The organism is Nocardia sp. NPDC058640 (assembly GCF_042716995.1).
Lineage (GTDB): Bacteria > Actinomycetota > Actinomycetes > Mycobacteriales > Mycobacteriaceae > Nocardia.
In genome coordinates this window covers 1-21,780 of record NZ_JBHXRG010000034.1, presented here as the reverse complement: position 1 = coordinate 21,780, position 21,780 = coordinate 1, and the positions used below count along the sequence as shown (strand labels likewise).

The following is a 21,780-nucleotide window of genomic DNA, read 5'->3' as shown; positions in this document are numbered from 1 at the left end:
GTGGACAACGTAGTGACTGCGCCCACGGTGGCGGGGGTCTGGCGCGGAGCGGCAGGTGAGTGGGTCTACCATCCTCTGTAGTAGTGGCCGCGCCGCAGCCGCGCGCTGCTGCATTCCATTACCGGATGCGAAGCGAAGCACAGCGTGCGAGGAGATACAGTGCGGATCGGTCACGAGCCGGGTAACAGCGGTGCGCACGGAACTTCGTCGACGGCACTGGCCGACCGCCTCGCGGGCGACAGCCTGGGCGCGCGAATCGTGCGCAAGCCGCTGGCCTACATCGCCCTCACCAAGCCCCGCGTCATCGAGCTGTTGCTCGTGGCCACGATTCCGACGATGCTGCTGGCCGATCGCGGCAACGTCGACATCCGGCTGATCCTGGTCACCCTGTTCGGTGGCTGGATGGGCGCGGCCAGCGCCAACACCCTCAACTGTGTGGTCGACGCCGACATCGACAAGGTGATGAAGCGGACCGCGCGTCGCCCACTGGCCCGCGACGCGGTGCCTACCCAGCACGCGCTGGTGTTCGGTGTCGTGCTCGGCGCGATCTCGTTCTCCTGGCTGTGGTGGCAGGCCAACCTGCTCAGCGGACTGCTCGTGGTTGCCACGATCCTGTTCTACGTGTTCGTCTACACCAAGGGCCTCAAGCGCCGGACCTCGCAGAACGTGGTGTGGGGCGGCGCGGCCGGGTGTATGCCCGCGCTGGTCGGTTGGTCCGCGGTCACCGGCACCGTGGGCTGGCCCGCGATCGTGCTGTTCGCGGTCATCTTCTTCTGGACGCCGCCGCACACGTGGGCGCTGGCCATGCGCTACAAGGAGGACTACCGCGCGGCGGGCGTGCCGATGCTGCCGGTGGTGGCCACCGAGCAGGTCGTCACCAAGCAGATCGTGATCTACACCTGGCTGACCGTGCTCGCGACCATGGCCCTTGTGCCCGCGACCGGTGTCATCTACGCCGCGGTCGCGCTGGTGGCCGGTGCCTGGTTCCTGCTGATGGCCCACCAGCTCTACGCCGGGGTGCGCCGCGGCGAGCCGGTGAAGCCGCTGAAGCTGTTCCTGCAGTCGAACAACTACCTCGCGGTGGTGTTCTGCGGTCTGGCCGTGGACTCGGTGCTCGGGTGGGACACGATCGGTAGCTTCGTCGGGCTGTAGAGCCTGTCTCGCGACGATGGCCGGGCAGTGATGCCCGGCCATCGTCGTTTCCGGATCCGGCTGCCGCGACTGGTCAGGGCAGCAGGACGATCGAGCCGGTGGTCTTGCGGGCGGCCAGGTCGCGCTGGGCCTGGGCGGCGTCGGCGAGGGGGTAGGTGGCGCCGATGCGCAGGTTCAGGGTGCCCGCGGCGATCCAGTCGAAGACATCGGTTGCGCGCCACAGGAATTCGGTGCGGTCCCGGGTGTAGGCGCCCAGCGACGGGCGGGTCAGCCACACGGATCCGGCGGGGTTGAGGCGCTGCGGGTCGAACGGGGGGACCGGGCCGCTGGCCGCGCCGAACAGTGCGAGGGTGCCGCGCACGCGCAGGGAGGCCAAGCCGGCTTCGAAGGTGCTCGCGCCCACGCCGTCGTAGACCGCGGCCACGCCGATGCCGTCGGTGAGGTCGCGAACGCGGGCAGCGAGGTCGTCGCCGTAGCGCAGGACGTCGGTGGCGCCTGCCTCTCGGGAGAGTTTTTCCTTCGCGTCGGTGGAGACCGTGGTGATCACCCTGGCACCCTTCGCGACGGCCATCTGGGTCAGCAGCAGGCCCACACCGCCCGCGCCCGCGTGGATCAGGACCGGGTCGCCGGGTTCGGGGGTGAACACCGATTCGGTGAGGTAGTGCGCGGTCATACCCTGCAGCAGTGCGGCGGCCGCGACGGCGATGTCGACGTCGTCGGGCACCTTCACCGCCACGGCCTCGTCGACCGCGACCAGCTCCGCGTAACTGGCGGGCGCCGCCGCCCACGCGACCCGGTCGCCGATCGCGAACTCGGTGACGTCGGAGCCGATCGCCACCACGATGCCGGTGCCTTCCATCCCGGGGATGTAGGGCGTGGGCTGCGGGTATTGGCCGGTGCGGAAGTAGATGTCGATGTAGTTCACGCCCACCCCCTGGGTCTGCACCAGCAGCTGCCCCGGCTCGGCCGACGGGTCGGGCACCTCCACATATCGCAGAACCTCGGGACCACCGTGCTCGGAAACTTCAATCGCGCGCATGAGTTAACTTTCTACACCTCGTGTTCGCGGTCACTCGGGGGTGGACGAAAAACTACCGGCCGGTAAACTACGGCGTATGAGTACAACCGCCGCCCCCGAGGCCGTGAAGGTGCCGGCCGAGGTCGAGAAGTCCATCGTGAAGTTCGTTGCGCAGCACGGTGGTTCGGGTACGGCCGTGCTGCAGTACGTGGGCAAGCAGGGCGTGCGCATCACTCTCGTGGGCGCCGACGGCATCCTCGGTGACCGGGTGGTGCGCGACATGGCGACCGCGAAGGCGATCGTCGAGCGCGTGGACGGGTTGGCCGAGACCGACGAGTGGAGCCGTGAGCTGGGCTCGATCGTCACCCCGACCGCGAAGCACTGGGACAAGATGGCGGCGTGGGTCGCGCATCAGACCAAGTTCCCGAAGGCGCGTAACTGGAGGTTGTTCGCCGGGGCGTAAAGGCCTTATCGACGAATCAGGCCCGCGAATCGCAGTGCGACGCGGGCCTTTTCGTGTTCGTTGCGGGGTTCGGCGACGACGAGCCGGTACGGTTGCCGCCGGGATCTGGTCGGCGAACGTGACGGCGCTCAGTGCCTCGAGGTCTGCGACAGGCCTAGTGCACTGAAGTCTGCGACAAGGCTGGTGCGTCGATGTTCTCGCGGGTGCGTAGCGACGCCCACAGTGCGGCGGTCGCTGCGGTGCAGGCGGCGGCCCCGCCGACGTGGATCGCGACCAGTGCCGCGGGCACGTCGGTGAAGTACTGGACCACACCCACCATGCCCTGCGCGACCACCAGCCCCAGCAGCACGAACAACCGCTGACGAATCGCAGGCGTGATCCCGACCGCGAACAGCCCGAACGCCAGGCCGATCAGCAGCGCCAGGTACCCGATCAGCAACTGCGAGTGCAGGTGCACCAGCGTGACGATCTCGACCTGCAGCCGTTCGACCGGCCGCTCGATGCTCTTGTCGCCGGCATGCGGACCGGCCGCGGTCACCAGCGTGCCCGCGATCAACACACCGGCCAGCGCGACACCGCTGAGCGCGGTCAGCCAGCGCAGGGGAGCGGGCACTTGAACGGTGGCGATGCCGTCGTCGGGTTCGCAGATCTTGGCGTACAGCACCACGGCCAGCCACACCATCACCATCGACACCAGCAGGTGCACGGCCACGGTCCACCACAGCAGTCCGGTGCGCACGGTGATGCCGCCGATGATCGCCTGCACGACCGTGCCACCGGGCATCAGCCAGGCGTAGACGAGGACTTCCTTGCGCCGCCGCGCGCGCACGACGGCGATCACGATCAATGCCGCGCACAGCGTCACCGCGAAGGTGAGCAGGCGGTTGCCGAATTCCACGGTCTGGTGGATGACCGGCACTTCCGAGACGCCCACCGGGGTGAAGCTGCCGGGGAAGCACTGCGGCCAGGTCGGGCAGCCGAGGCCCGACGCGGTGACGCGCACGATGGCGCCGGTCACCGAGATTCCGGCCTGGCTCAGGATCACCGCGATGGCGATGAGCCGCTGCACCCGAAGGGAGGGCAGCGGCAGCCGGTCGACGAGGGCAACGAAGGCGCGATACAGCACGTCAGGAATGGTACCGGCCGGAAATTCGGCGCTGATACCAGGGCTACTACAGTGCGTCGTTGGTCACGTCAGTGGAAGCGGAACAGTCGGGTCGCGAGCCATCCGCAGACCAGGCCCCAGGCCGCGAGGACGGCCACGCCGAACCAGTCGATCGACCCGGTCAACGCGCTGTCCAGCGCGAACGCCAGCGCACCGGACGGAATGAGTCGGGCGACGACGGTGAGCGCGGCGGGCAGGCTGTCGACCAGCACCAGGCTGGCGATGCCGAGCATGATGAACCACAAGATGTTCGCCAGTGCGAGCACGACCTCGGCCTTGAGCGTCCCGCCCAGCAGCAGTCCCATCGCGGCGAAGGTGGCGGTGCCCAGCGCGATGACCAGCGCGCCCAGCGCGAGACCGCCCAGACCGGGTCGCCAACCGAGCGCGAGACCGATCGCCCCGAGCAACATGGCCTGCAGCACGACCACGATCAACACCGCCGCGCTCTTACCCGCGATCACACCCCACCGAGGCAGCGGTGTCGCGCCGAGTCGTTTGAGCGCGCCGTAGCGCCGGTCGAAGCCCACGGCGATGGCCTGCCCGGTGAACGCGGTCGACATCACCGCGGTCATCATCACCATCGGCACGATCCGGTCCACCCGGTGGTTGCCGAGGTCGCCGAACGGCAGCAGGGTCAGGCCGATCAGCAGGGTGATCGGGATGAACATGGTCAGCAGCAGCTGTTCGCCGTTGCGCAGCAACAGTTTCAGCTCGAGCCGGGTCTGCGCGGTGAGCATCTGCGCGCGCGAGGCCGGGCGCGGGTCGGGGGCGAAGGTGCCGGGCAGGAAACGGCTCATGGTGTCGCTCATCCGCGCAGTTCCCGTCCGGTCAGTTCGAGGAAGACGTCTTCCAAGCGACGTTGTTCGATGCGGATATCGGTGGCCAGCACGTCCATCCTGGCGCACCAGGCGGTGACGGTGGCCAGCACCTGCGGGGTGATCTCGCCTTCGACCAGGTAGGTGCCCGGCGTGGTTTCGTGCGGCGAAAAGCCTTCCGGCAGAGCCGATGTCAACAGGTCGAGGTCGAGTTTGGGTGGGGCGCAGAACCGGAGCTGCCCCGCGGCCCCGTGGGCGGTGACCTGTGCGGGCGTGCCCTGGGCGACGATCCGGCCGTGGTCGATGATCACCAGGTGGTCGGCCAACTGTTCGGCCTCGTCCATCATGTGGGTGGTCAGCACCACGGTCACGCCGTCGCGGCGCAGGGCGTCGATGAGTTCCCAGACGATCAGCCGAGCTTGCGCGTCCAGGCCCGCGGTGGGTTCGTCGAGGAACACGATCTCGGGCCTGCCCACCAGCGCGCACGCCAGTGCCAGGCGCTGCTGCTGACCGCCGGACAGGCGTCGGTACGGGGTGCGTCGGCTGTCCTGTAGGCCCAGCGTCGACAGCAGCCAATCCGGGTCGATCGGGTCGGCGGAATAGGCGGCGACCAGGTCGAGCATCTCGCCCGCGCGCGCACCGGGGTAGGCGCCGCCGCCCTGCAGCATCACGCCGATGCGCGGCCGCAACTGTTCGGAATCGGCGATCGGATCCAGACCGAGCACGCGGACGGTGCCCGCATCGGGCCGTACGAACCCCTCGCACATTTCGACCGTGGTGGTCTTGCCTGCACCGTTGGGACCCAACAATGCGAAGACCTGGGCGGGCTCGACGTCGAAACGCAGACCATCCACCGCGGTGGTCTCGCCATAGCGCTTGACCACGCCGTCGACGCACACGGCGGGTCCTGGGCGACTTGTCACGGTGTCACACGGTAAGCGCTGCCCTGCTGTGACGGAGCCGACACCCCCGGCTGCGCCCGCCAGGGCAGCGTGTGCCGGGTGAGCGCGAAGAACAGCGCGAAGCAGATCACCGCGGCCAGTGCGGCGCCGATGATCTGGAAGACCTGGAACTCCGCACCGCGCGGCATCACCAGCATCGACACCACCGCCGAGAACGCCACGGCGGGCACCCGGAACACCGGCTGGGTGGCCCACGCGGCCAGCGGCACGATGGCCCACAGCAGGTACCAGGGCTGGACCACCGGGAACAGCAGCACGATCGCGGCCAGCGAAACCCCGAGCGCGCCGACCGGATGCAGGCGACCCATGCCGGTGGCCACGAGCATCCGCACGGTGATGAACGCCGCCACGGCCCCCGCGATCGGCCGGGTGATCGACAGCAGCGCGGTCGTGTGGTCGCCGAGACCGAGGAGCACGCCACCGAATCCGGTGACGATCCCGATGATGGTGGGCAGCGACATCCAACTGCGCACGGCGTTGGCGACGCTGAGCGTGTGGATCCAGCCGAAGCCCAGTCCACTGGCGATTCCGATGAAAAGTGTTGTCACCCCGGCGATTACACCGAGCAGAGCTGCCGCTTTGACCACCGCGGTGAACGTGCCGCCCCACCGTCTGGCCAGTGCCATCCCGACGAAACCGAGCGCGATGATCGAGGTGAGCTTGATCGACGACGACAACGTGATCACCACCGCACCACCGATCAAGAAGGCATAGGCGCGCGCGTCGAACGGTGGCAGATTCGTGGCCGTGAGCCGGTCGGGTTTGCCGCCTTCGCCGTAGATCGCGCGCAGCATCAACTCCACCCCGGCCAACATCAGGCCCAGCATCAACGCGTCATTGTGCACCCCGCCGACCAGGTGGAACAGCACCAGCGGGTTGGCCGCACCCAGCCACAACGCGCTCACCGGCGCCACCCCGCAGCGCACCGACAGCCGCGGCAGCGCCCACACGATCAACGCCACACCCGCGAGAGCGAGCAACCGGTGCACCCACACCCCGGCGATGATGTTGTCCCCGGTCAGTTCCGCGATGCCGCGCCCGATCCACAGGAACAGCGGCCCGTACGGCGCGGGCGTATCCCGCCAGATCGTGGGCACATTGTTGGTGAGCACATTGTCGATCCCGAGCCCGGCCACCGGTCCTTCGGAATAGGGGTCGATACCGCGCGCGGCGATCTCGCTCTGTGCCAGATAGGAATACACGTCATTGCTGAACATCGGCGGCGCCACCGACAGCGGAATGATCCACAGCAGCAGCGTGCGATCCAGTTGCGAGCGGCTCAGCCGGTGCAGCGGCGAACCCGCCAGACCACCAACGGCGAAGCGCCCCAACAACAACCACGCCCCGATCACCAGCGCGGTGCCGAACATGCACATCGCCAGCGACCCGGTGTGTGCCCGCGCGAAAATACCCAGCACCCGCACACCCGACACCGGATTCTGGTGCACCGGTTGCGCACCGATGCCCAGCGCCGCGATCGCCATCAGTACCGCGCCGGTCGCGCCCATCAACCGGATCCGGTCCAGTTGCGCGCGTTCGCGCTTGTCCAGTCCTGGGAGTTCGGTCTCGTCGCGGTGCAGCACCGCGACGGTGTGATCGGGCGTGCTGACGTCGAGCCCGAGAGCTCGCCGCCCGAACGCCAGTGTTTTGCGCGCCGCGCCCTCCAGTACCGCCACGGGGTCAGAGCCTAGTGGGCTGACAGCGTTCGTTCCGCCGCGGCAGTGCCCGCGCCGATCATCACCACCGGCGTTTCCGACCGCAGCGACATCGCGGCAAAGCCGATCACCGCCAGGCAGAACACCGCCACCGCGCCCAACGCCACCCACCCGATGCGCTGAGCGGACTGCTCGTCACGGGCCGACATCCACGTGGGCACGAACAGAATCCCGAGCGCGCTCAACGTGCCCGCGGCCAGCCCACCCAGGTGTCCCCACAGCGAGATCCCCGGAATCGAAAAGCTGATCAGCACATTCACACCGATGACCACCAACATGGGCGTCGGACTCTGCCGCAACCGCAGCAACGTCACCGTCACCGCGCCGAACAACCCGTACACCGCACCCGACGCACCGGCGGTCGCGGTGATCGAATCCGACAGCACCATCACCGCCGCCGACCCACCCAGCAGCGAAACCAGGTACACGCACCCGAACCGCGCCCGCCCCAACGCCTGTTCCAGATCCCGCCCCACCACATACAGCGCGAACATGTTGACCAGCAGGTGGATGGCCCCGTAATGCAGGAACCCCGACCCGATCACCCGCCACCACTCGCCGTCGGCCACCAACCGCGGCACCAACACGAACTCCCGGAACACCGAAGACCCGCGATAGTTGTCCATCGCACTACCCGCCTGCGCGGCGGTGATGACGTACACGAGCACATTGATCGCGATCAACCCGTACGTCACAAAGGGAACCGGCCCACCCGTCCCCACCGGGCGCACCTTCCGCACATCCTGCTGCCCCCGCTGCACGCAATCCACACAGTGCTGCCCCACCGCAGCAGGCCGCAAACACTCAGAACAAGCAGGCCGCCCGCACCGCGTACAAGCGAGCCCGGTAAACCGATCAGGATGGCGAACACAAGTCACGACAGGCGGATTGGACACCCTCCCATCGTGCCAGACCGCACCCCGTAGAGCTGGACCATTGATCACCACGCTCTCATGGTGCGATTTCGCCAAAATTCCCTCCACCAGAGCGTGGTGATCAATCGACCAGGTCGGCGTCGCGCCGGAGGGGGTGTGTGCGATGGGTCACCTCGGGGTGTGGAATGGGGTGCGGGGTGGGGGCGGTACCTGGGGTTTTGTGGAGGTTGGGGGCGGCGGGGACGGTGACTTCGCAGGTCAGGGCAGCCTTGGGAAGGTGACCCTTATTAGATTTAGGGAAGTAATTCCGCCACACTGGTGTTGTGAAAACCGTGGGTTTGCGGACAGGCGTGGAAAGTGACGGTCGTAAGGCGACCAGCGCTCGGTCGTCTGCTGTGCCCGCGGCCGCCGCGCAGGAAGGGCAGACTCGGGCGGCCATCGTCCAGTTGCTTCTCGAGCAGGGGCCGATCACCGCGACCGCGATCGGGACCGAACTCGGTCTCGCGCCCGCCGGAGTGCGCAGGCACCTCGACGCGCTCATCGACGCAGGTCAGGCTCGGGCGAGCCGATCGGCGCCGTGGCAGCAGAAGGGTCGCGGCCGCCCGGCCAAGCAGTACCAGCTCACCGCGGCGGGACGAGGGAATCTCGGTCACGCCTACGACGATCTGGCCGGGGCGGCGATTCGTCAGCTCGGTGAGATCGGTGGCGACGCCGCGATCGCGGAATTCGCCCGCAAACGGGTTCGGGTGATCGTCGAGGGCATCGAGCCCGTCGCCGACCACACCGCGCCGGTGATCGAGGCCAAAGTCGAGGAGATCGCGGAAGCGTTCGCCGAGGCCGGTTTCGCCGCCACCACCCGTCAGGTCGGCGCCGGTGTGCAGATCTGTCAGCATCACTGCCCGGTCGCGCATGTGGCCGAAGAGTTTCCCCAGTTGTGCGCCGCCGAATTGGACGCTTTCCGCGACCTGCTCGGCACCCACGTGCAGCGACTTGCGACGATCGCCAACGGCGATTGCGCCTGCACCACCCACGTGCCGCTGGTTGCGGTGCCGAAGATCCCATCCGCCGCACAGCCCGCGGCGGGACGTACGAACGACTCCGGAAGGAGTGCCGAATGACGACCCCTACCGACCAGGTGCAACCGCTCACCCAGGACGAAACCATCGCCTCGCTGGGCACCTACGGTTACGGCTGGTCCGACTCCGATGTGGCCGGTGCCAGCGCGCAACGTGGCCTGTCGGAGGCCGTCGTCCGCGATATCTCGGCGAAGAAGAGCGAACCCGAGTGGATGCTGGACGTGCGCCTCAAGGCGCTGCGCATCTTCGATCGCAAGCCCATGCCGAACTGGGGTTCCAACCTCGACGGCATCGACTTCGACAACATCAAGTACTTCGTGCGCTCGTCGGAGAAGCAGGCCGAGAGCTGGGAAGACCTGCCCGAGGACATCAAGAACACCTACGACAAGCTGGGCATCCCGGAAGCGGAGAAGCAGCGTCTGGTCTCCGGTGTCGCCGCGCAGTACGAGTCCGAGGTCGTCTACCACTCCATCCGTGAGGATCTGGAGCAGCAGGGCGTGATCTTCCTCGACACCGATACGGCGTTGAAACAGCACCCGGAGATCTTCCAGAAGTACTTCGGCTCGGTGATCCCCGCCGGTGACAACAAGTTCTCCGCGCTCAACACCGCCGTGTGGTCGGGTGGCTCGTTCATCTACGTGCCGCCGGGCGTGCACGTCGACATCCCGCTGCAGGCCTACTTCCGGATCAACACCGAGAACATGGGCCAGTTCGAGCGGACGCTGATCATCGTCGACGAGGACGCCTACGTCCACTACGTCGAGGGTTGTACCGCTCCGATCTACAAGTCGGATTCGCTGCACTCCGCGGTCGTGGAGATCATCGTGAAGAAGGGCGGCCGCTGCCGCTACACGACGATCCAGAACTGGTCGAACAACGTCTACAACCTGGTCACCAAGCGGGCCAAGGCCGAGGCAGGCGCCACCATGGAGTGGGTCGACGGCAACATCGGCTCCAAGGTGACCATGAAGTACCCGGCGGTCTGGATGACCGGCGAGCACGCGCACGGCGAGGTCCTCTCGGTCGCGTTCGCGGGCCCCGGCCAGCACCAGGACACCGGTGCCAAGATGCTGCACCTGGCCCCGCACACCTCCTCGACCATCGTGTCGAAGTCGGTGGCGCGTGGTGGCGGTCGCGCGTCGTACCGCGGTCTGGTTCAGATCAACAAGGGCGCGCACGGGTCGAAGTCGACCGTGAAGTGTGACGCGCTGCTGGTCGACACCATCAGCCGCTCGGATACCTACCCCTACGTCGACATCCGCGAGGACGACGTGACGATGGGTCACGAGGCCACGGTCTCGAAGGTCTCCGAGGAGCAGCTGTTCTACCTCATGAGCCGCGGCATGACCGAGGACGAGGCGATGGCGATGGTGGTGCGCGGGTTCGTCGAGCCGATCGCCAAGGAATTGCCGATGGAATACGCATTGGAACTGAACCGGCTCATCGAGCTGCAGATGGAAGGGGCCGTGGGCTGATGTCGACGCTCGAGACGCCGATCCAGAACCCTGGCGCGGGCGCCGCGGTCAACAAGGGCGAGGTCTTCACCTCGTTCGATGTCGACCAGTTCGAGATTCCGTCGGGTCGCGACGAGGCGTGGCGGTTCACCCCGCTGCGCCGCCTGCGCGGCCTGCACGACGGCACCGCTGTCGCCGACGGTGTCGCCACCGTCGAGGTGAGCGAAGTCGCCGGTGTCACCGTGGAAACGGTGGGCCGCACCGACTCTCGCCTCGGCCAGGGCGGTACTCCCGCCGATCGTGTTGCCGCTCAGGCCTATTCGGGTTTCTCCGAGGCGACCGTGATCACGGTCGGCCCGGAAACCGAAGTGTCGGACCCGGTTACGGTGACCATCACCGGTCCCGGTGAGGGCAAGACCGCCTACGGTCACCTGCAGATCCGCCTGGACAACTTCGCCGTCGCCACCGTGGTCATCGACCAGCGCGGCAGCGGAACCTACGCCGAGAACGTCGAATTCGTGCTCGGTGACAGCGCCAAGCTCACCGTCGTCGCGGTCCAGGAATGGAACGAAGACGCCGTGCACGTCACCGCGCATCACCTGAAGCTGGGCCGTGACGCGAACCTGCGCCACGTGTCGGCGACGCTGGGCGGCGACCTGGTTCGTCTGTCGGGCACCGTGCGCTACGCCGGTCCGGGTGGCTTCGCCGAGCTGTTCGGTCTGTACTTCGCCGACGCGGGCCAGCACTTCGAGCAGCGTCTGCTGGTCGATCACGCCGAGCCCAACTGCAAGTCCAACGTGCTGTACAAGGGTGCGCTGCAAGGCGATCCGTCCTCGCCCAAGGGTGACGCTCGCACCGTCTGGATCGGCGACGTGCTGATCCGCGCCGCCGCCGAGGGCACCGACACCTACGAGGCCAACCGCAACCTGGTGCTCACCGACGGCGCGCGCGCCGATTCGGTGCCCAACCTGGAGATCGAGACCGGCGAGATCGCCGGTGCCGGACACGCGAGTGCCACCGGCCGTTTCGACGACGAGCAGCTGTTCTACCTGCGCGCTCGCGGCATTCCCGAAGACGTCGCCCGCCGCCTGGTCGTGCGTGGCTTCTTCTTCGAGATCATCCAGAAGGTCACGGTCCCCGAGGTCCGAGAGCGGCTCGAGGCGGCCATCGAGGCCGAACTCGCCACTGTCGGCATCTGACACCCACTACTTCCCAAAGGATTTTGATTCGATGACCACCTTGGAAATCAAGGACCTGCACGCGGAGATCACCACCCCCGAGGGTGAGTCCAAGCAGATCCTCAACGGCGTGAACCTCACCGTGAAGTCCGGCGAGACGCACGCCATCATGGGCCCCAACGGCTCGGGCAAGTCCACGCTGTCCTACGTGATCGCGGGCCACCCCAAGTACACCGTCACCCAGGGCACCATCACCCTCGACGGCGAAGACGTCCTCGCGATGTCGGTCGACGAGCGCGCCCGCGCCGGCCTGTTCCTGGCCATGCAGTACCCGGTCGAGGTCCCCGGCGTGTCGATGTCGAACTTCCTGCGCACCGCCGCCACCGCCGTGCGCGGCGAGGCCCCCAAGCTGCGCACCTGGGTCAAGGAAGTCAAGGAGTCGATGAAGGAACTCGAGATCGACTCGGCCTTCGCCGACCGCTCGGTGAACGAGGGCTTCTCCGGTGGCGAGAAGAAGCGTCACGAGGTGCTGCAGCTGGGTCTGCTCGCGCCCAAGATCGCGATCCTGGACGAGACCGACTCCGGCCTGGACGTCGACGCGCTGCGCATCGTCTCCGACGGGGTGAACCGCTACAAGGAGCGCACCGACGGTGGCGTGCTGCTGATCACGCACTACACCCGCATCCTGCGCTACATCAAGCCCGACTTCGTGCACGTGTTCGTCAACGGCAAGATCGTCGCCGAAGGCGGCTCCGAGCTGGCCGACGAACTCGACGCGAACGGGTACGAGCGCTTCACGTCCGCGACCACTGGAGCCTGACATGACCGCGACGGTCCCAGCTCTCGACGTAGCCCGCATCCGGGCCGACTTCCCGATCCTGCACCGCACGGTGCGGGACGGGAAACCGTTGGTGTACCTGGATTCCGGTGCGACCTCGCAGCGTCCGCTGCAGGTGCTGGACGCCGAGCGCGACTTCCTGCTCACCCGCAACTCCGCGGTGCACCGTGGTGCGCACCAGCTGGCGGAGGAGGCGACCGACTCCTACGAGGAGGCGCGCGCCGATATCGCCCGCTTCGTCGGCGCCGACGCCGGCGAGATCGTGTTCACCAAGAACGCGACCGAGTCACTGAACCTGGTGGCCAACGCGTTCGGTGACGACCGGTTCCCGTACAAGGTCGGTCCCGGCGACGAGATCGTCATCACCGAGCTCGAACACCACGCGAATCTCGTTCCGTGGCAAGAGCTTGCGCGGCGCACCGGTGCCACTTTGAGATGGTACGGGATCACCGACGACGGTCGGATCGATCTGGATTCGCTCGAACTGTCCGCTGCGACAAAGGTTCTCGCGTTCAGCCACCAGTCGAACGTGACCGGCGCGGTTGCTCCGGTGGACGAATTGGTCCGCCGGGCAAAGCAAGTCGGCGCGTTCGTCGTGCTCGACGCCTGCCAGTCGGTGCCGCACATGGCGGTGGACTTCCACGAGCTGGGCGTCGACTTCGCCGCGTTCTCCGGCCACAAGATGCTGGGCCCGATGGGCGTGGGCGGACTGTACGGTCGGCGTGCGCTGCTCGAGGAGACCCCGCCGTTCATCACCGGTGGCTCGATGATCGAAACCGTCACCATGGAGAAGACCACCTACGCGCCGCCCCCGCAGCGCTTCGAGGCGGGTACTCCGATGACGTCGCAGGTGGTCGGGCTGGCCGCCGCGGTGCGCTACCTCGAGAACCTCGGCATGGATGCCGTTGCCGCGCACGAGCATTCGCTCACCGGTGCGGCACTGGACGGCCTGTCCGGGATCGACGGGGTGCGGATCATCGGACCCACCGAGAACATCGATCGCGGTGGCGCGGTGTCGTTCGTGGTCGACGGGATCCACGCCCACGACGTGGGTCAGATCCTCGACGACCAGGGCGTCGCCATCCGCGTCGGTCACCACTGCGCCTGGCCGCTGCACCGCAAGTTCGGTGTCGCAGCCACCGCGCGTGCTTCGTTCGCGGTCTACAACACCCTCGACGAGGTCGACGCGCTGGTTGCCGCCGTGCGCAAGGCCAAGAGCTTCTTCGGAGTCGCGTAAGTCATGCGTATGGAGCAGATGTACCAGGAAGTGATCCTGGACCACTACAAGCACCCGCACCACCGCGGGCTGCGGGAACCGTTCGGCGCCCAGGTGCACCACGTCAACCCGACCTGCGGTGACGAGGTGACCATGCGCGTGCACGTCGACGACGCGGGCGAGATCGCCGACGTGTCCTACGACGGTCAGGGCTGCTCGATCAGCCAGGCCGCCACCTCGATCCTCACCGATCAGGTGATCGGCCTGCCGGTGCAGCAGGCGCTGAAGGTGGTCGACTCGTTCAGCGAGATGATCTCCAGCCGCGGCACCGTCGAAGGCGACGAGGACATGATCGGCGACGGCATCGCCCTAGCCGGTGTGAGCAAGTACCCGGCGCGCGTGAAGTGCGCGCTGCTGGGCTGGATGGCGTTCAAAGACGCTGTCGTGCAGATCAGTTCGGCCGAAGAATCCAAGGCACCGATGGGAAATGGGGAGTCTGCCACATGAGTGAGAGCACCGATACCACACAGACCCCGGAGGCCGCCCAGGCACCGGAGGCCGCCGAGGTCGTCGCCGAGACCGTCGAGTTGACGGCCGAACAGGCGCAGCAGATCGAGGACCTCGAGGAAGCGATGCGCGACGTCGTGGACCCCGAACTCGGCATCAACGTCGTGGATCTTGGCCTGGTCTACGGCCTGTCCGTGGACGCGGAGAACATCTGCACCCTGGACATGACGCTCACGTCGGCGGCCTGCCCGCTGACCGACGTCATCGAAGACCAGTCCCGCAACGCCCTGGTCCGCAGCGGCCTGGTCGAGGACTTGAAGATCAACTGGGTCTGGATCCCGCCGTGGGGCCCGGACAAGATCACCGACGACGGCCGCGAACAGCTGCGCGCCCTCGGTTTCACGGTGTAACACCGCACTTTCAAGGGCCCGGATCCTGCACGGATCCGGGCCCTTTCGTCTGCGAGGAAATTGCCCGCCGACCCTTCAAACGTGATCTCGCACACTGTTGTTGGCTATAACTGGTCGCTCATGATGATCTTGGCGGTTCCGAACTTTCGGAACTGTCTTCAGAGGAGATCTTTCGAATGAGTTTCATGGGTAAGGCCGGCTTCGCCGTCGCGGCGATGGGCCTTGCGGCCGGGTCGGTGCTGGGTGCCGGTTCGGCGGACGCCGCGGGCAGCAAGTGGGGCGCGATCGCGTTCAGCACGCAGCTGTGGGAAAGCTGGAGCACGAGGGACTGGCCCAGCGAGGAAGGGGCGACCTCCGCGGTGATGCAGGATTGCGCCGTGGAGGACTGCCAGATCCTGGCCGTGTGGGCCAACGGTTGCGGGGCGCTGGTGTGGAACGACCAAGGCTGGGTTGCCGCCGCGGCAGGTCCGACCCGCGGCGAGGCGGTGCGCAAGGCCATCGACAAACTGTCCGAAGGTGTCCCGATCGCACGCCTGGCCAACTTCGGGTCCTCGGACTTCAGCGGCACGAAGGTCATCGACGTGGCCTGCACGTCGAACGTGCGTGGTTGATCGTGAACGGTTCCCGGATGCTCGACATGGTCGGCACCTCGAAGGCCCGATGACCGAGCACCTGAGGTTGGCTATCACCGGGCATTCGGTGATGATCTTGAAGGTTCCGGAGTTCCGGAACAGTTTCGTATGAGGAGAACTTTCGAATGAGTTTCATGGGTAAGGCCGGTTTCGCCGTGGCGGCGCTGGGTCTTGCGGCCGGGTCGGTGCTCGGTGCCGGTTCGGCGAGTGCGGCGGGGCTGCACGGCGCTGTCGCGATCAGCGTGGGGAAGTGGGCCTACGGGTCCGGCGTCAACTGGTCCAGCAGCGAGGAAGCGCGCGCCAAGGCGATCGAAAGCTGCGGCTTCGACGACTGCGAGATTCTGGTGACGTGGGCCAACGGCTGCGCCGCCATCGTGGAAAGTGAGGACGGCGTCGCGTCGGGCACGGGTGCCAACTCGGGCGAGGCCAAGCGGGCGGCGTTCCAGCGCATGTCCGAGCTCACGCCGACCGCTCAGTTGGCCAACTTCGGCTCGTCCGCCCTCAGCGGCGCCCACGTCGTCGAAGTGATCTGCACGGCGAACGCGCGCTGATCATCGACTAGCAGCAGGGTCCGGATCCGATCGGGCGGATCCGGGCCCGAAGTGTTTGTGCGCTACACCTTTTGGGCGTCGGATACCTGGGCGATCCAGGCGCCGATCATGTCAGCGGTCTGGTCGATGACCGTGTCGCGGTCCAGCCCCTCGTTCTCCATCTCCACCGAACGCAGCGCCGTGGCGAAACCGGCGTTGAGCACCACGAACGACATCGTGTCGATGTCGAGGCCGCGGGTCGGGCCCAGCATCTGGATCAGGTACAGCTTGAGGATCATGCGCAGGCGCGGCTCGAACTCCGGGATGCCGCTGCCGTAGAACTGCAGGTCCGCCACGAGCGCGCGCACCAGCGGCCCGTTGGCGATGAGGATTTCCACCGCGATCCTGATCACCTCGGCGACCGCGTCGCGCGGGGTCTTGTCCGCGCCGGTGCTGAGCAGCCTGCTGTATCGCTCCTCGACCTGCAGGAACAGGCCGTCGGTGAGTTCCTTGACGATCTCGTCGCGGTCGGTGAAATACCGGTACAGCGTGCCGATGCTCATGCCCGCTTCGGTGGCGATCCGGTTGGTGGAGGTATTGCCGATTCCGCGGGTGCCGAAAAGGTGAGCGGCCACCGTGAGAATGCGTGTTCGGGTTTCCTTCGCCCGGTCCTGCTTGGGGCGTTTGCGCTGCTTATCGGCCTGCGTGGGCATCAATCGACCTCGGTGGAAAGAGGAGTAGAAGGTGAGCGGTTGCTCACTCTAGAGTCATGATCACTGAGAAACCGCAGTGTAGGCCATCACATCGGGCCACACCACGGCAAGCACAACCACCACCGGCGGTGCCGGGGTGTAGAAGGAGGAGTCGACGATGACGATCCCAATGGAAGGGCCGACCATGTGGCAGCCCTTGCGTGACGTGCGGGCGATGACCGGGAAACTGGTCGGCCATTTCGTCGACAATGTCGCGCCCTGCCGAACGTTGCCCGGCGACGTGATCTCCGGTGACGTCACCACGGTCACCCGGATGTGTCTGGAAATCGTCGGCGGGATGCTCGACGGCCGCGACGAGGAAGCCAAGCTGAACCGCTTGGCGGTCGCCGCGGCGGGCTGGGCGCGCGAAGGGGTGCCGATCGACACGATCCTGCACGCCTTCCACGAGGGTTTCCGCCTGGCGTTCGACGCGGTCTACGACGAGGTAGCCGACGCCGACCGCGCGAGCCTGATCCACGGCTTCCGCCGCACCACCGAGATCTCGGACCTGTTGTGTACCACCGTGACTCGCGCCTACATCCGCGAGCATCGCGAAGCGGTCGGCGAACACCACTCGGCCGTGCACACGCTCACGTCGGCACTGCTGGCCGGTCAGTCGACCGTGACGATGGCGCGCGAGGTCGGAATCACTGTCGCACAAGCGTATTCGGTGTTGGCCCTGTCGATCGGCAAGCATCCCGACGAGCACAACCCGCGCGTGGACGGTGCCGTGGTGGCCCGCCGCAAGCTGCGCCGAGTGCAGACCGCGCTGGCGCATCGCTGCGGTGAGCAGGTGCTGGCACTGCTGTCGGTCGACGGTGGCACCCTGCTGATTCCCTCGGACCTGCTGATGGGCGAGCAGCTCGACGCGCTGGTCGAAGCGTTGTCGCGCGCCGCGCGCGTGGACATCACCGGCGCGCTGGTCCCCGCCACCACCGAGGAGATCCCCGACGCCGCCCAGCGCGCCCACGAACTCCTGGACATGGTCGAACGCCTCGACAGCGCCCCCGGCCTCTACCGTTTCGGCGACCTGGCCCTGGAATACCAGCTCACCCGCCCCGGCCCCGGCCGCGCCCGCCTGGGCGAACTCCTCGCCCCCCTCGACAACCACCCCGAACTCTACGAAACCCTGCGCGTGCACATCGCCAACAACATGAACCGCCAACGCACCGCGCGCCTGCTCCACATCCACACCAACACCGTCGACTACCGCCTCCGCCGAGTAGCCCAACTCACCGGCCTGGACCCCGCCCAATCCTCGGGCCTGTGGCAACTACGCTCCTCGATGATCGCCCGCAGCTTCCACACCGGCCCCGCCACCCTCGAAACCGCCACCCCCCGCCGCACCCCCTACTCCGCCCCCGACTTCGAGGACATCCGCTCGGCCTAGAAAGCCCACCCGCTGACTCGCCCACCCCTACTCAGGGTGGGCGAAATGCGTTTATGCGCAGCCCTTTTCTATCGAGTTGGGTCGAGGACCGCACGCAGGTGATCGGTACTTGTCGGAGGTCGTTGTTAGGCTGTGGGGGACGAACGGTTCGGGAGGAACGGGCGTCGGGATCGTGAAAGCTGTTGTGGCCGATGATGTGTCGATGCTATGGCGGGTTTCGCGGGAATGGTCGCGGTGATGTCGGAAAACTATTTCCGGTGTGGCCGACGGCTGTTCATGATTGGTTCGGCTTCGACCGAGAAGTCGACATTTCGATGGGGAGAATCTCTGATGTCTGTTCTGGGCAAGTACGCGCTGGGTGTGGCTGTGATGTCCGCGGTGGCGGCGGCGACCGTGGCCACCGCGGGGCCGGCTGCCGCGGGTGCCAGCGGTGTGGCGATCGCTGAGGTGCCGGGGTTCACCGCGGTGTCCCGTGATGGTGGGTTCCAGGCCGCGGCCGGGGATCTGTATGGGGCGATGGCGTTGTCGCCGGGGCAGGCCGTGGTCGCGTCGGCGGTCAATTACGGCAGCTGGACCGCGGCGCGCAATGCCGCGTTGGATGAGTGCGGAGTGCGGGACTGTCAGATCGTGGTCGACTTCCGTAACGCGTGCGGCGCGGTGGCGCAGGGCGCGGACTACCGGTTCGGTTGGTCGTGGGATCGCTCCCTGGCCGCGGCCGAGCGTTCCGCGGTGGACGTGCTCGGGTTCAGCGCCCCGCCGTTCCCCGACCTGGGTTCGGCGTCGCCGCGTGCGGCGTGGGTCGTGCTGTCGGCCTGCACGGCGAACGTCTGATGAACGGGCAGGGGCACCCGATTACCGTGTGCCCCTGCCGTATTCAGCGTCGCAACACCTTGCGGGCGAGCCAGTTGCCAAAGAACTGCACACCCTGCACGCCGACGATGATGATCAGCACCGCCACCAGCGTGACCTGCCACTGGAACTGCTGATACCCGTAGACGATCGCGAAATCACCCAGGCCGCCACCACCGACGGTGCCCGCCATCGCGGAGATGTCCACGATCGAGATCACCACGAACGTGTAGCCGAGGATCAACGGCCCCAACGCTTCTGGGATGAGCAGTGTGACAATGATCCGCAACGGTCCCGCGCCGACCGCGCGCGCCGCCTCGATCACGCCCGGGTCGACCGTGACCAGGTTCTGTTCCACGATCCGCGCGATCCCGAACGAGGCCGCCACGATCATCACGAACAGCGCCGCCTCGGACCCGATCGTCGTCCCGACCACTTCCAGCGTGACCGGGCCCAGCGCGGCCAGCAGGATGATGAACGGAATCGGCCGCACCACATTGACGAACACATTGAGCACGAAGTAGATCGGCGCGTTCGCCAGCAGCCCACCCTTGCGTGTGGTGTAGAGCGCGGTGCCCAGCGCCAGCCCGATCACCCCGGCCACCACGAATGTCACGCCGACCAGGTACACGGTGGTCCCGATCGCCTCGAACAGTGTGGGCCGCAGCTTCTCCCAGTTCGTTTCCATCAGCCCACCTTCTGTTCCAGGTCGGCGACAACGCGATCCACCGCGGCATCGGGCCCGTGCAAGGCCAGGGTCACGCTGCCGAATGTCTTGTCCTGCAACGTACTCACCCCGCCGTAGACGATCTCGAACCGCACCTCGGCAGCCGCCGCGGCAGCCAAAGCCGCGCCGAGACCGCTGTCGTCATCGATATCGACCGTGACCAACCGGCCACCGTGCAACTGCTGCAGTCGATCCAGCTCCGTCGCGTCGGGCCGATTGTGCAGCACCGTCGCCACGAACGAACGCGTAGGCGCGGCCTGCGGTGCAGCGAAAACCTCGAAGGTGGAAGCCAATTCGACGATTCGTCCTTCGGCCAGCACCGCGACCCGATCGGCGACCGCCCGGATCACGTCCATCTCATGGGTGATCACCACAATGGTGACACCGAGCTCGGCATTGATCTTCTTCAACAGTCGCAGCACTTCGCCGGTGGTTTCCGGGTCGAGCGCGGAAGTGGCCTCGTCGGCGAGCAGCAGCGAGGGCGAGGTCGCCAAAGCCCTGGCGATCCCGACCCGCTGCTTCTGCCCACCCGAGAGCTGATCCGGGTAGGCGCGCGCCTTGTCGGTGAGCCCGACGAACTCGAGCAGTTCGGCCACGCGGGCCTTCCGTTCGGCCCGCTTCCACCCCGCCACCTTCAGCGGATACTCGACATTGCCTGCGGCAGTGCGCGATCGGAACAGGTTGAACTGCTGGAACACCATGCCGATATCGCGCCGCAACGTGCGCACCGCCGACTCCGGCACCCCGGTGATGGGGGTGCCGGAGATCGTGACAGTGCCCGAGGTCGGCTTGTCCAGCGCGTTGATCAACCGCACCAGCGTGGATTTGCCCGCCCCGGAGTAGCCGATCACGCCGAAGATCTCACCCGGCTCGATCCGCAGATCGATGTTGTCGAGCGCGGTGTGCTGGTCCGCGTCGGTGCCGAAAACCTTGGTGACGGAACGAAATTCGACCGCCGCTTCGACGCTCACTTGGTCGTGCGGATGCCCTGCTGCACCCGATCCAGGATCTTTTCCAGCTCGGGACCGGGCCGATTCACGGCCACCGCGGTGTCCTTGGTGACCTCGGCGTGCGCGGTGGCCACGGCCTGGTCCTTCCAGATCTCCGTCAGCTTCAGGTAGGTCGGATTCGTCTTGTCCTCGGCGCGGCTGACGATCACATTGATGTACGGCTCGGCGGCCGGATTCTTCGGATCATCCTTGTACAGCGCCGATTTCGGGTCGACGCCCGACCGTTCGAGGAAGGTGTTGTTGATCACCGAACCGTCGACCGACGGCAGCGACAGCGCGGTCTGCGCGGCGTCGACCGGCGTCACCTTCACCTTGGACGCGGCCTTGTCGATGTCGGCGGGAGTCGGCTGCACCGACGTGCCGGTGAGCTTCAGCAACCCGGCCGCCTGCAGCACGAACAGCGCCCGAGCCTGGTTGGTCGGATCGTTGGGAATCGCGATCTCACCACCGGCCGGAATATCGGCCAACGCCTTGTGCTTCTTGGAGTAAAGACCCAGCGGCACAATGTAAGTCGAGCCGATCGGCGTCAGCGTGTCCGAGCTGGCCACGTTGTACTGGCCGAGGAACTGCAGATGCTGGAACAGATTCAGGTCGATCTGCTTCTGCGACAACGCAACATTGGGCTGCTTGTAATCAGAGAAGTTGGTGACCTTCAGCGTGATCCCCTGCTCCTTGGCCTTCTGCTCGAAAACCTCGAAAGCCTTGTCCTTGTCGGTGGTCCCGATCCGCACCACCGTCCCCGACGCCGCATCGTCGGCACCGCACGCCGTGAGGGTGATGGCAGCGGTGGCAATCAGCACTGGGATCGCCAGCGCTCGACGGAATTTCACTTGTACTCCCGAATGACTCGCAGAAGATGAACTCGGTCATCCAAGCCGCCACCACCAACCCTCGACAATGGTTTAGCTTGCGGTGAGCGAAACCCTCGCGAACAGTGGGACGAGCGTCTAGCCTCGACCGGTCATGGAAATAGGGTCTGACCTGCACCAGAAATGGCGAAAGGTGCTCTGACCTGCGATAATTCTTCTTGTCTAGGGAAGAAAAAT

The 21,780-nt window shown here is 66.7% G+C and carries 23 protein-coding genes; 13 read left to right on the top strand and 10 right to left on the bottom strand.

Annotated features, from left to right (window positions below; genetic code table 11):
• The first annotated feature begins 159 nt into the window (after positions 1–159).
• Positions 160–1,152, top strand: coding sequence for a heme o synthase (locus tag ACFWU5_RS25235; protein ID WP_379269234.1), 993 nt, complete (start codon positions 160–162; stop codon positions 1,150–1,152).
• A gap of 73 nt (positions 1,153–1,225) precedes the next feature.
• Here the strand turns inward: ACFWU5_RS25235 and ACFWU5_RS25230 are convergent, their stop codons facing one another.
• Positions 1,226–2,191 (bottom strand): quinone oxidoreductase family protein, encoded by a 966-nt coding sequence (locus ACFWU5_RS25230; RefSeq protein ID WP_379269232.1) that lies wholly within the window; start codon positions 2,189–2,191, stop codon positions 1,226–1,228.
• A gap of 76 nt (positions 2,192–2,267) precedes the next feature.
• Here ACFWU5_RS25230 and ACFWU5_RS25225 point away from each other — a divergent pair, with 76 nt between their 5' ends.
• Positions 2,268–2,633 carry a hypothetical protein gene (locus ACFWU5_RS25225; RefSeq protein ID WP_379242183.1) on the top strand — a complete coding sequence of 122 codons (366 nt, stop codon included), beginning with the start codon at positions 2,268–2,270 and terminating at the stop codon, positions 2,631–2,633.
• Between the two features lie 154 nt (positions 2,634–2,787).
• On the opposite strand, the gene ACFWU5_RS25220 is transcribed toward ACFWU5_RS25225, so the two are convergent.
• The 5 genes from ACFWU5_RS25220 to ACFWU5_RS25200 form a co-directional block, all read right to left on the bottom strand.
• Entirely contained in the window at positions 2,788–3,759 is a 972-nt protein-coding gene (locus ACFWU5_RS25220) for a heme A synthase (protein ID WP_379269230.1), read from the bottom strand.
• Between the two features lie 68 nt (positions 3,760–3,827).
• Entirely contained in the window at positions 3,828–4,607 is a 780-nt protein-coding gene (locus tag ACFWU5_RS25215) for an ABC transporter permease (protein ID WP_379269228.1), read from the bottom strand.
• Entirely contained in the window at positions 4,604–5,536 is a 933-nt protein-coding gene (locus tag ACFWU5_RS25210) for an ABC transporter ATP-binding protein (protein ID WP_379269226.1), read from the bottom strand. Before ACFWU5_RS25210 ends, ACFWU5_RS25215 begins: the two co-directional genes overlap by 4 nt.
• Positions 5,533–7,251 (bottom strand): polyprenol phosphomannose-dependent alpha 1,6 mannosyltransferase MptB, encoded by a 1,719-nt coding sequence (gene mptB, locus ACFWU5_RS25205; protein ID WP_379269225.1) that lies wholly within the window; start codon positions 7,249–7,251, stop codon positions 5,533–5,535. The genes ACFWU5_RS25210 and mptB overlap by 4 nt, the downstream gene beginning before the upstream one ends.
• Before the next feature lie 11 nt (positions 7,252–7,262).
• A complete protein-coding gene (locus ACFWU5_RS25200; RefSeq protein WP_379269256.1) occupies positions 7,263–8,231 on the bottom strand; it encodes a rhomboid family intramembrane serine protease in 969 nt (322 codons plus the stop codon).
• A gap of 266 nt (positions 8,232–8,497) precedes the next feature.
• On the opposite strand from ACFWU5_RS25200, the gene ACFWU5_RS25195 reads away from it, so the two are divergent.
• The 9 genes from ACFWU5_RS25195 (at position 8,498) to ACFWU5_RS25155 (ending at position 16,027) form a co-directional block, all read left to right on the top strand.
• Positions 8,498–9,283: a helix-turn-helix transcriptional regulator gene (locus ACFWU5_RS25195; protein ID WP_379269255.1), complete on the top strand. Its 786-nt coding sequence runs from the start codon at positions 8,498–8,500 to the stop codon at positions 9,281–9,283.
• A complete protein-coding gene (gene sufB, locus ACFWU5_RS25190; RefSeq protein WP_379269223.1) occupies positions 9,280–10,716 on the top strand; it encodes a Fe-S cluster assembly protein SufB in 1,437 nt (478 codons plus the stop codon). The genes ACFWU5_RS25195 and sufB overlap by 4 nt, the downstream gene beginning before the upstream one ends.
• The gene (gene sufD, locus ACFWU5_RS25185) at positions 10,716–11,894 is read left to right on the top strand and encodes a Fe-S cluster assembly protein SufD (protein ID WP_379269222.1); all 1,179 of its coding nucleotides are present in this window, start codon (positions 10,716–10,718) and stop codon (positions 11,892–11,894) included. The genes sufB and sufD overlap by 1 nt, the downstream gene beginning before the upstream one ends.
• A gap of 31 nt (positions 11,895–11,925) precedes the next feature.
• On the top strand, positions 11,926–12,693 hold the full coding sequence (gene sufC, locus ACFWU5_RS25180) for a Fe-S cluster assembly ATPase SufC (protein ID WP_379242176.1): 768 nt from the start codon (positions 11,926–11,928) through the stop codon (positions 12,691–12,693).
• A 1-nt stretch (position 12,694) separates the two neighbouring features.
• Entirely contained in the window at positions 12,695–13,948 is a 1,254-nt protein-coding gene (locus ACFWU5_RS25175; RefSeq protein WP_379269220.1) for a cysteine desulfurase, read from the top strand.
• 3 nt (positions 13,949–13,951) lie between these two features.
• Positions 13,952–14,434 carry a Fe-S cluster assembly sulfur transfer protein SufU gene (gene sufU / locus ACFWU5_RS25170; protein WP_379242174.1) on the top strand — a complete coding sequence of 161 codons (483 nt, stop codon included), beginning with the start codon at positions 13,952–13,954 and terminating at the stop codon, positions 14,432–14,434.
• Entirely contained in the window at positions 14,431–14,844 is a 414-nt protein-coding gene (locus ACFWU5_RS25165; RefSeq protein WP_379269218.1) for a metal-sulfur cluster assembly factor, read from the top strand. The genes sufU and ACFWU5_RS25165 overlap by 4 nt, the downstream gene beginning before the upstream one ends.
• 176 nt (positions 14,845–15,020) lie before the next feature.
• Complete coding sequence (locus ACFWU5_RS25160; protein WP_379269216.1) at positions 15,021–15,455, top strand: DUF4189 domain-containing protein; 435 nt, start codon at positions 15,021–15,023, stop codon at positions 15,453–15,455.
• 146 nt (positions 15,456–15,601) lie between these two features.
• A complete protein-coding gene (locus ACFWU5_RS25155; protein ID WP_379269215.1) occupies positions 15,602–16,027 on the top strand; it encodes a DUF4189 domain-containing protein in 426 nt (141 codons plus the stop codon).
• Between the two features lie 62 nt (positions 16,028–16,089).
• On the opposite strand, the gene ACFWU5_RS25150 is transcribed toward ACFWU5_RS25155, so the two are convergent.
• Complete coding sequence (locus tag ACFWU5_RS25150; RefSeq protein WP_379269213.1) at positions 16,090–16,719, bottom strand: TetR/AcrR family transcriptional regulator; 630 nt, start codon at positions 16,717–16,719, stop codon at positions 16,090–16,092.
• A gap of 157 nt (positions 16,720–16,876) precedes the next feature.
• Here ACFWU5_RS25150 and ACFWU5_RS25145 point away from each other — a divergent pair, with 157 nt between their 5' ends.
• Complete coding sequence (locus ACFWU5_RS25145) at positions 16,877–18,148, top strand: PucR family transcriptional regulator (RefSeq protein WP_379269211.1); 1,272 nt, start codon at positions 16,877–16,879, stop codon at positions 18,146–18,148.
• A 330-nt stretch (positions 18,149–18,478) separates the two neighbouring features.
• Positions 18,479–18,979: a DUF4189 domain-containing protein gene (locus ACFWU5_RS25140; protein ID WP_379242169.1), complete on the top strand. Its 501-nt coding sequence runs from the start codon at positions 18,479–18,481 to the stop codon at positions 18,977–18,979.
• Positions 18,980–19,022: 43 nt separating this feature from the next.
• On the opposite strand, the gene ACFWU5_RS25135 is transcribed toward ACFWU5_RS25140, so the two are convergent.
• The 3 genes from ACFWU5_RS25135 to ACFWU5_RS25125 are packed head-to-tail and all read right to left on the bottom strand — an operon-like array spanning position 19,023 to position 21,564.
• Positions 19,023–19,685, bottom strand: a complete 663-nt coding sequence (locus ACFWU5_RS25135; protein WP_379242168.1) for a methionine ABC transporter permease — start codon at positions 19,683–19,685, stop codon at positions 19,023–19,025.
• Positions 19,685–20,695 carry a methionine ABC transporter ATP-binding protein gene (locus ACFWU5_RS25130; protein ID WP_379269209.1) on the bottom strand — a complete coding sequence of 337 codons (1,011 nt, stop codon included), beginning with the start codon at positions 20,693–20,695 and terminating at the stop codon, positions 19,685–19,687. The genes ACFWU5_RS25135 and ACFWU5_RS25130 overlap by 1 nt, the downstream gene beginning before the upstream one ends.
• Positions 20,692–21,564, bottom strand: coding sequence for a MetQ/NlpA family ABC transporter substrate-binding protein (locus ACFWU5_RS25125; protein WP_379242166.1), 873 nt, complete (start codon positions 21,562–21,564; stop codon positions 20,692–20,694). Before ACFWU5_RS25125 ends, ACFWU5_RS25130 begins: the two co-directional genes overlap by 4 nt.
• Positions 21,565–21,780 lie beyond the last annotated feature (216 nt).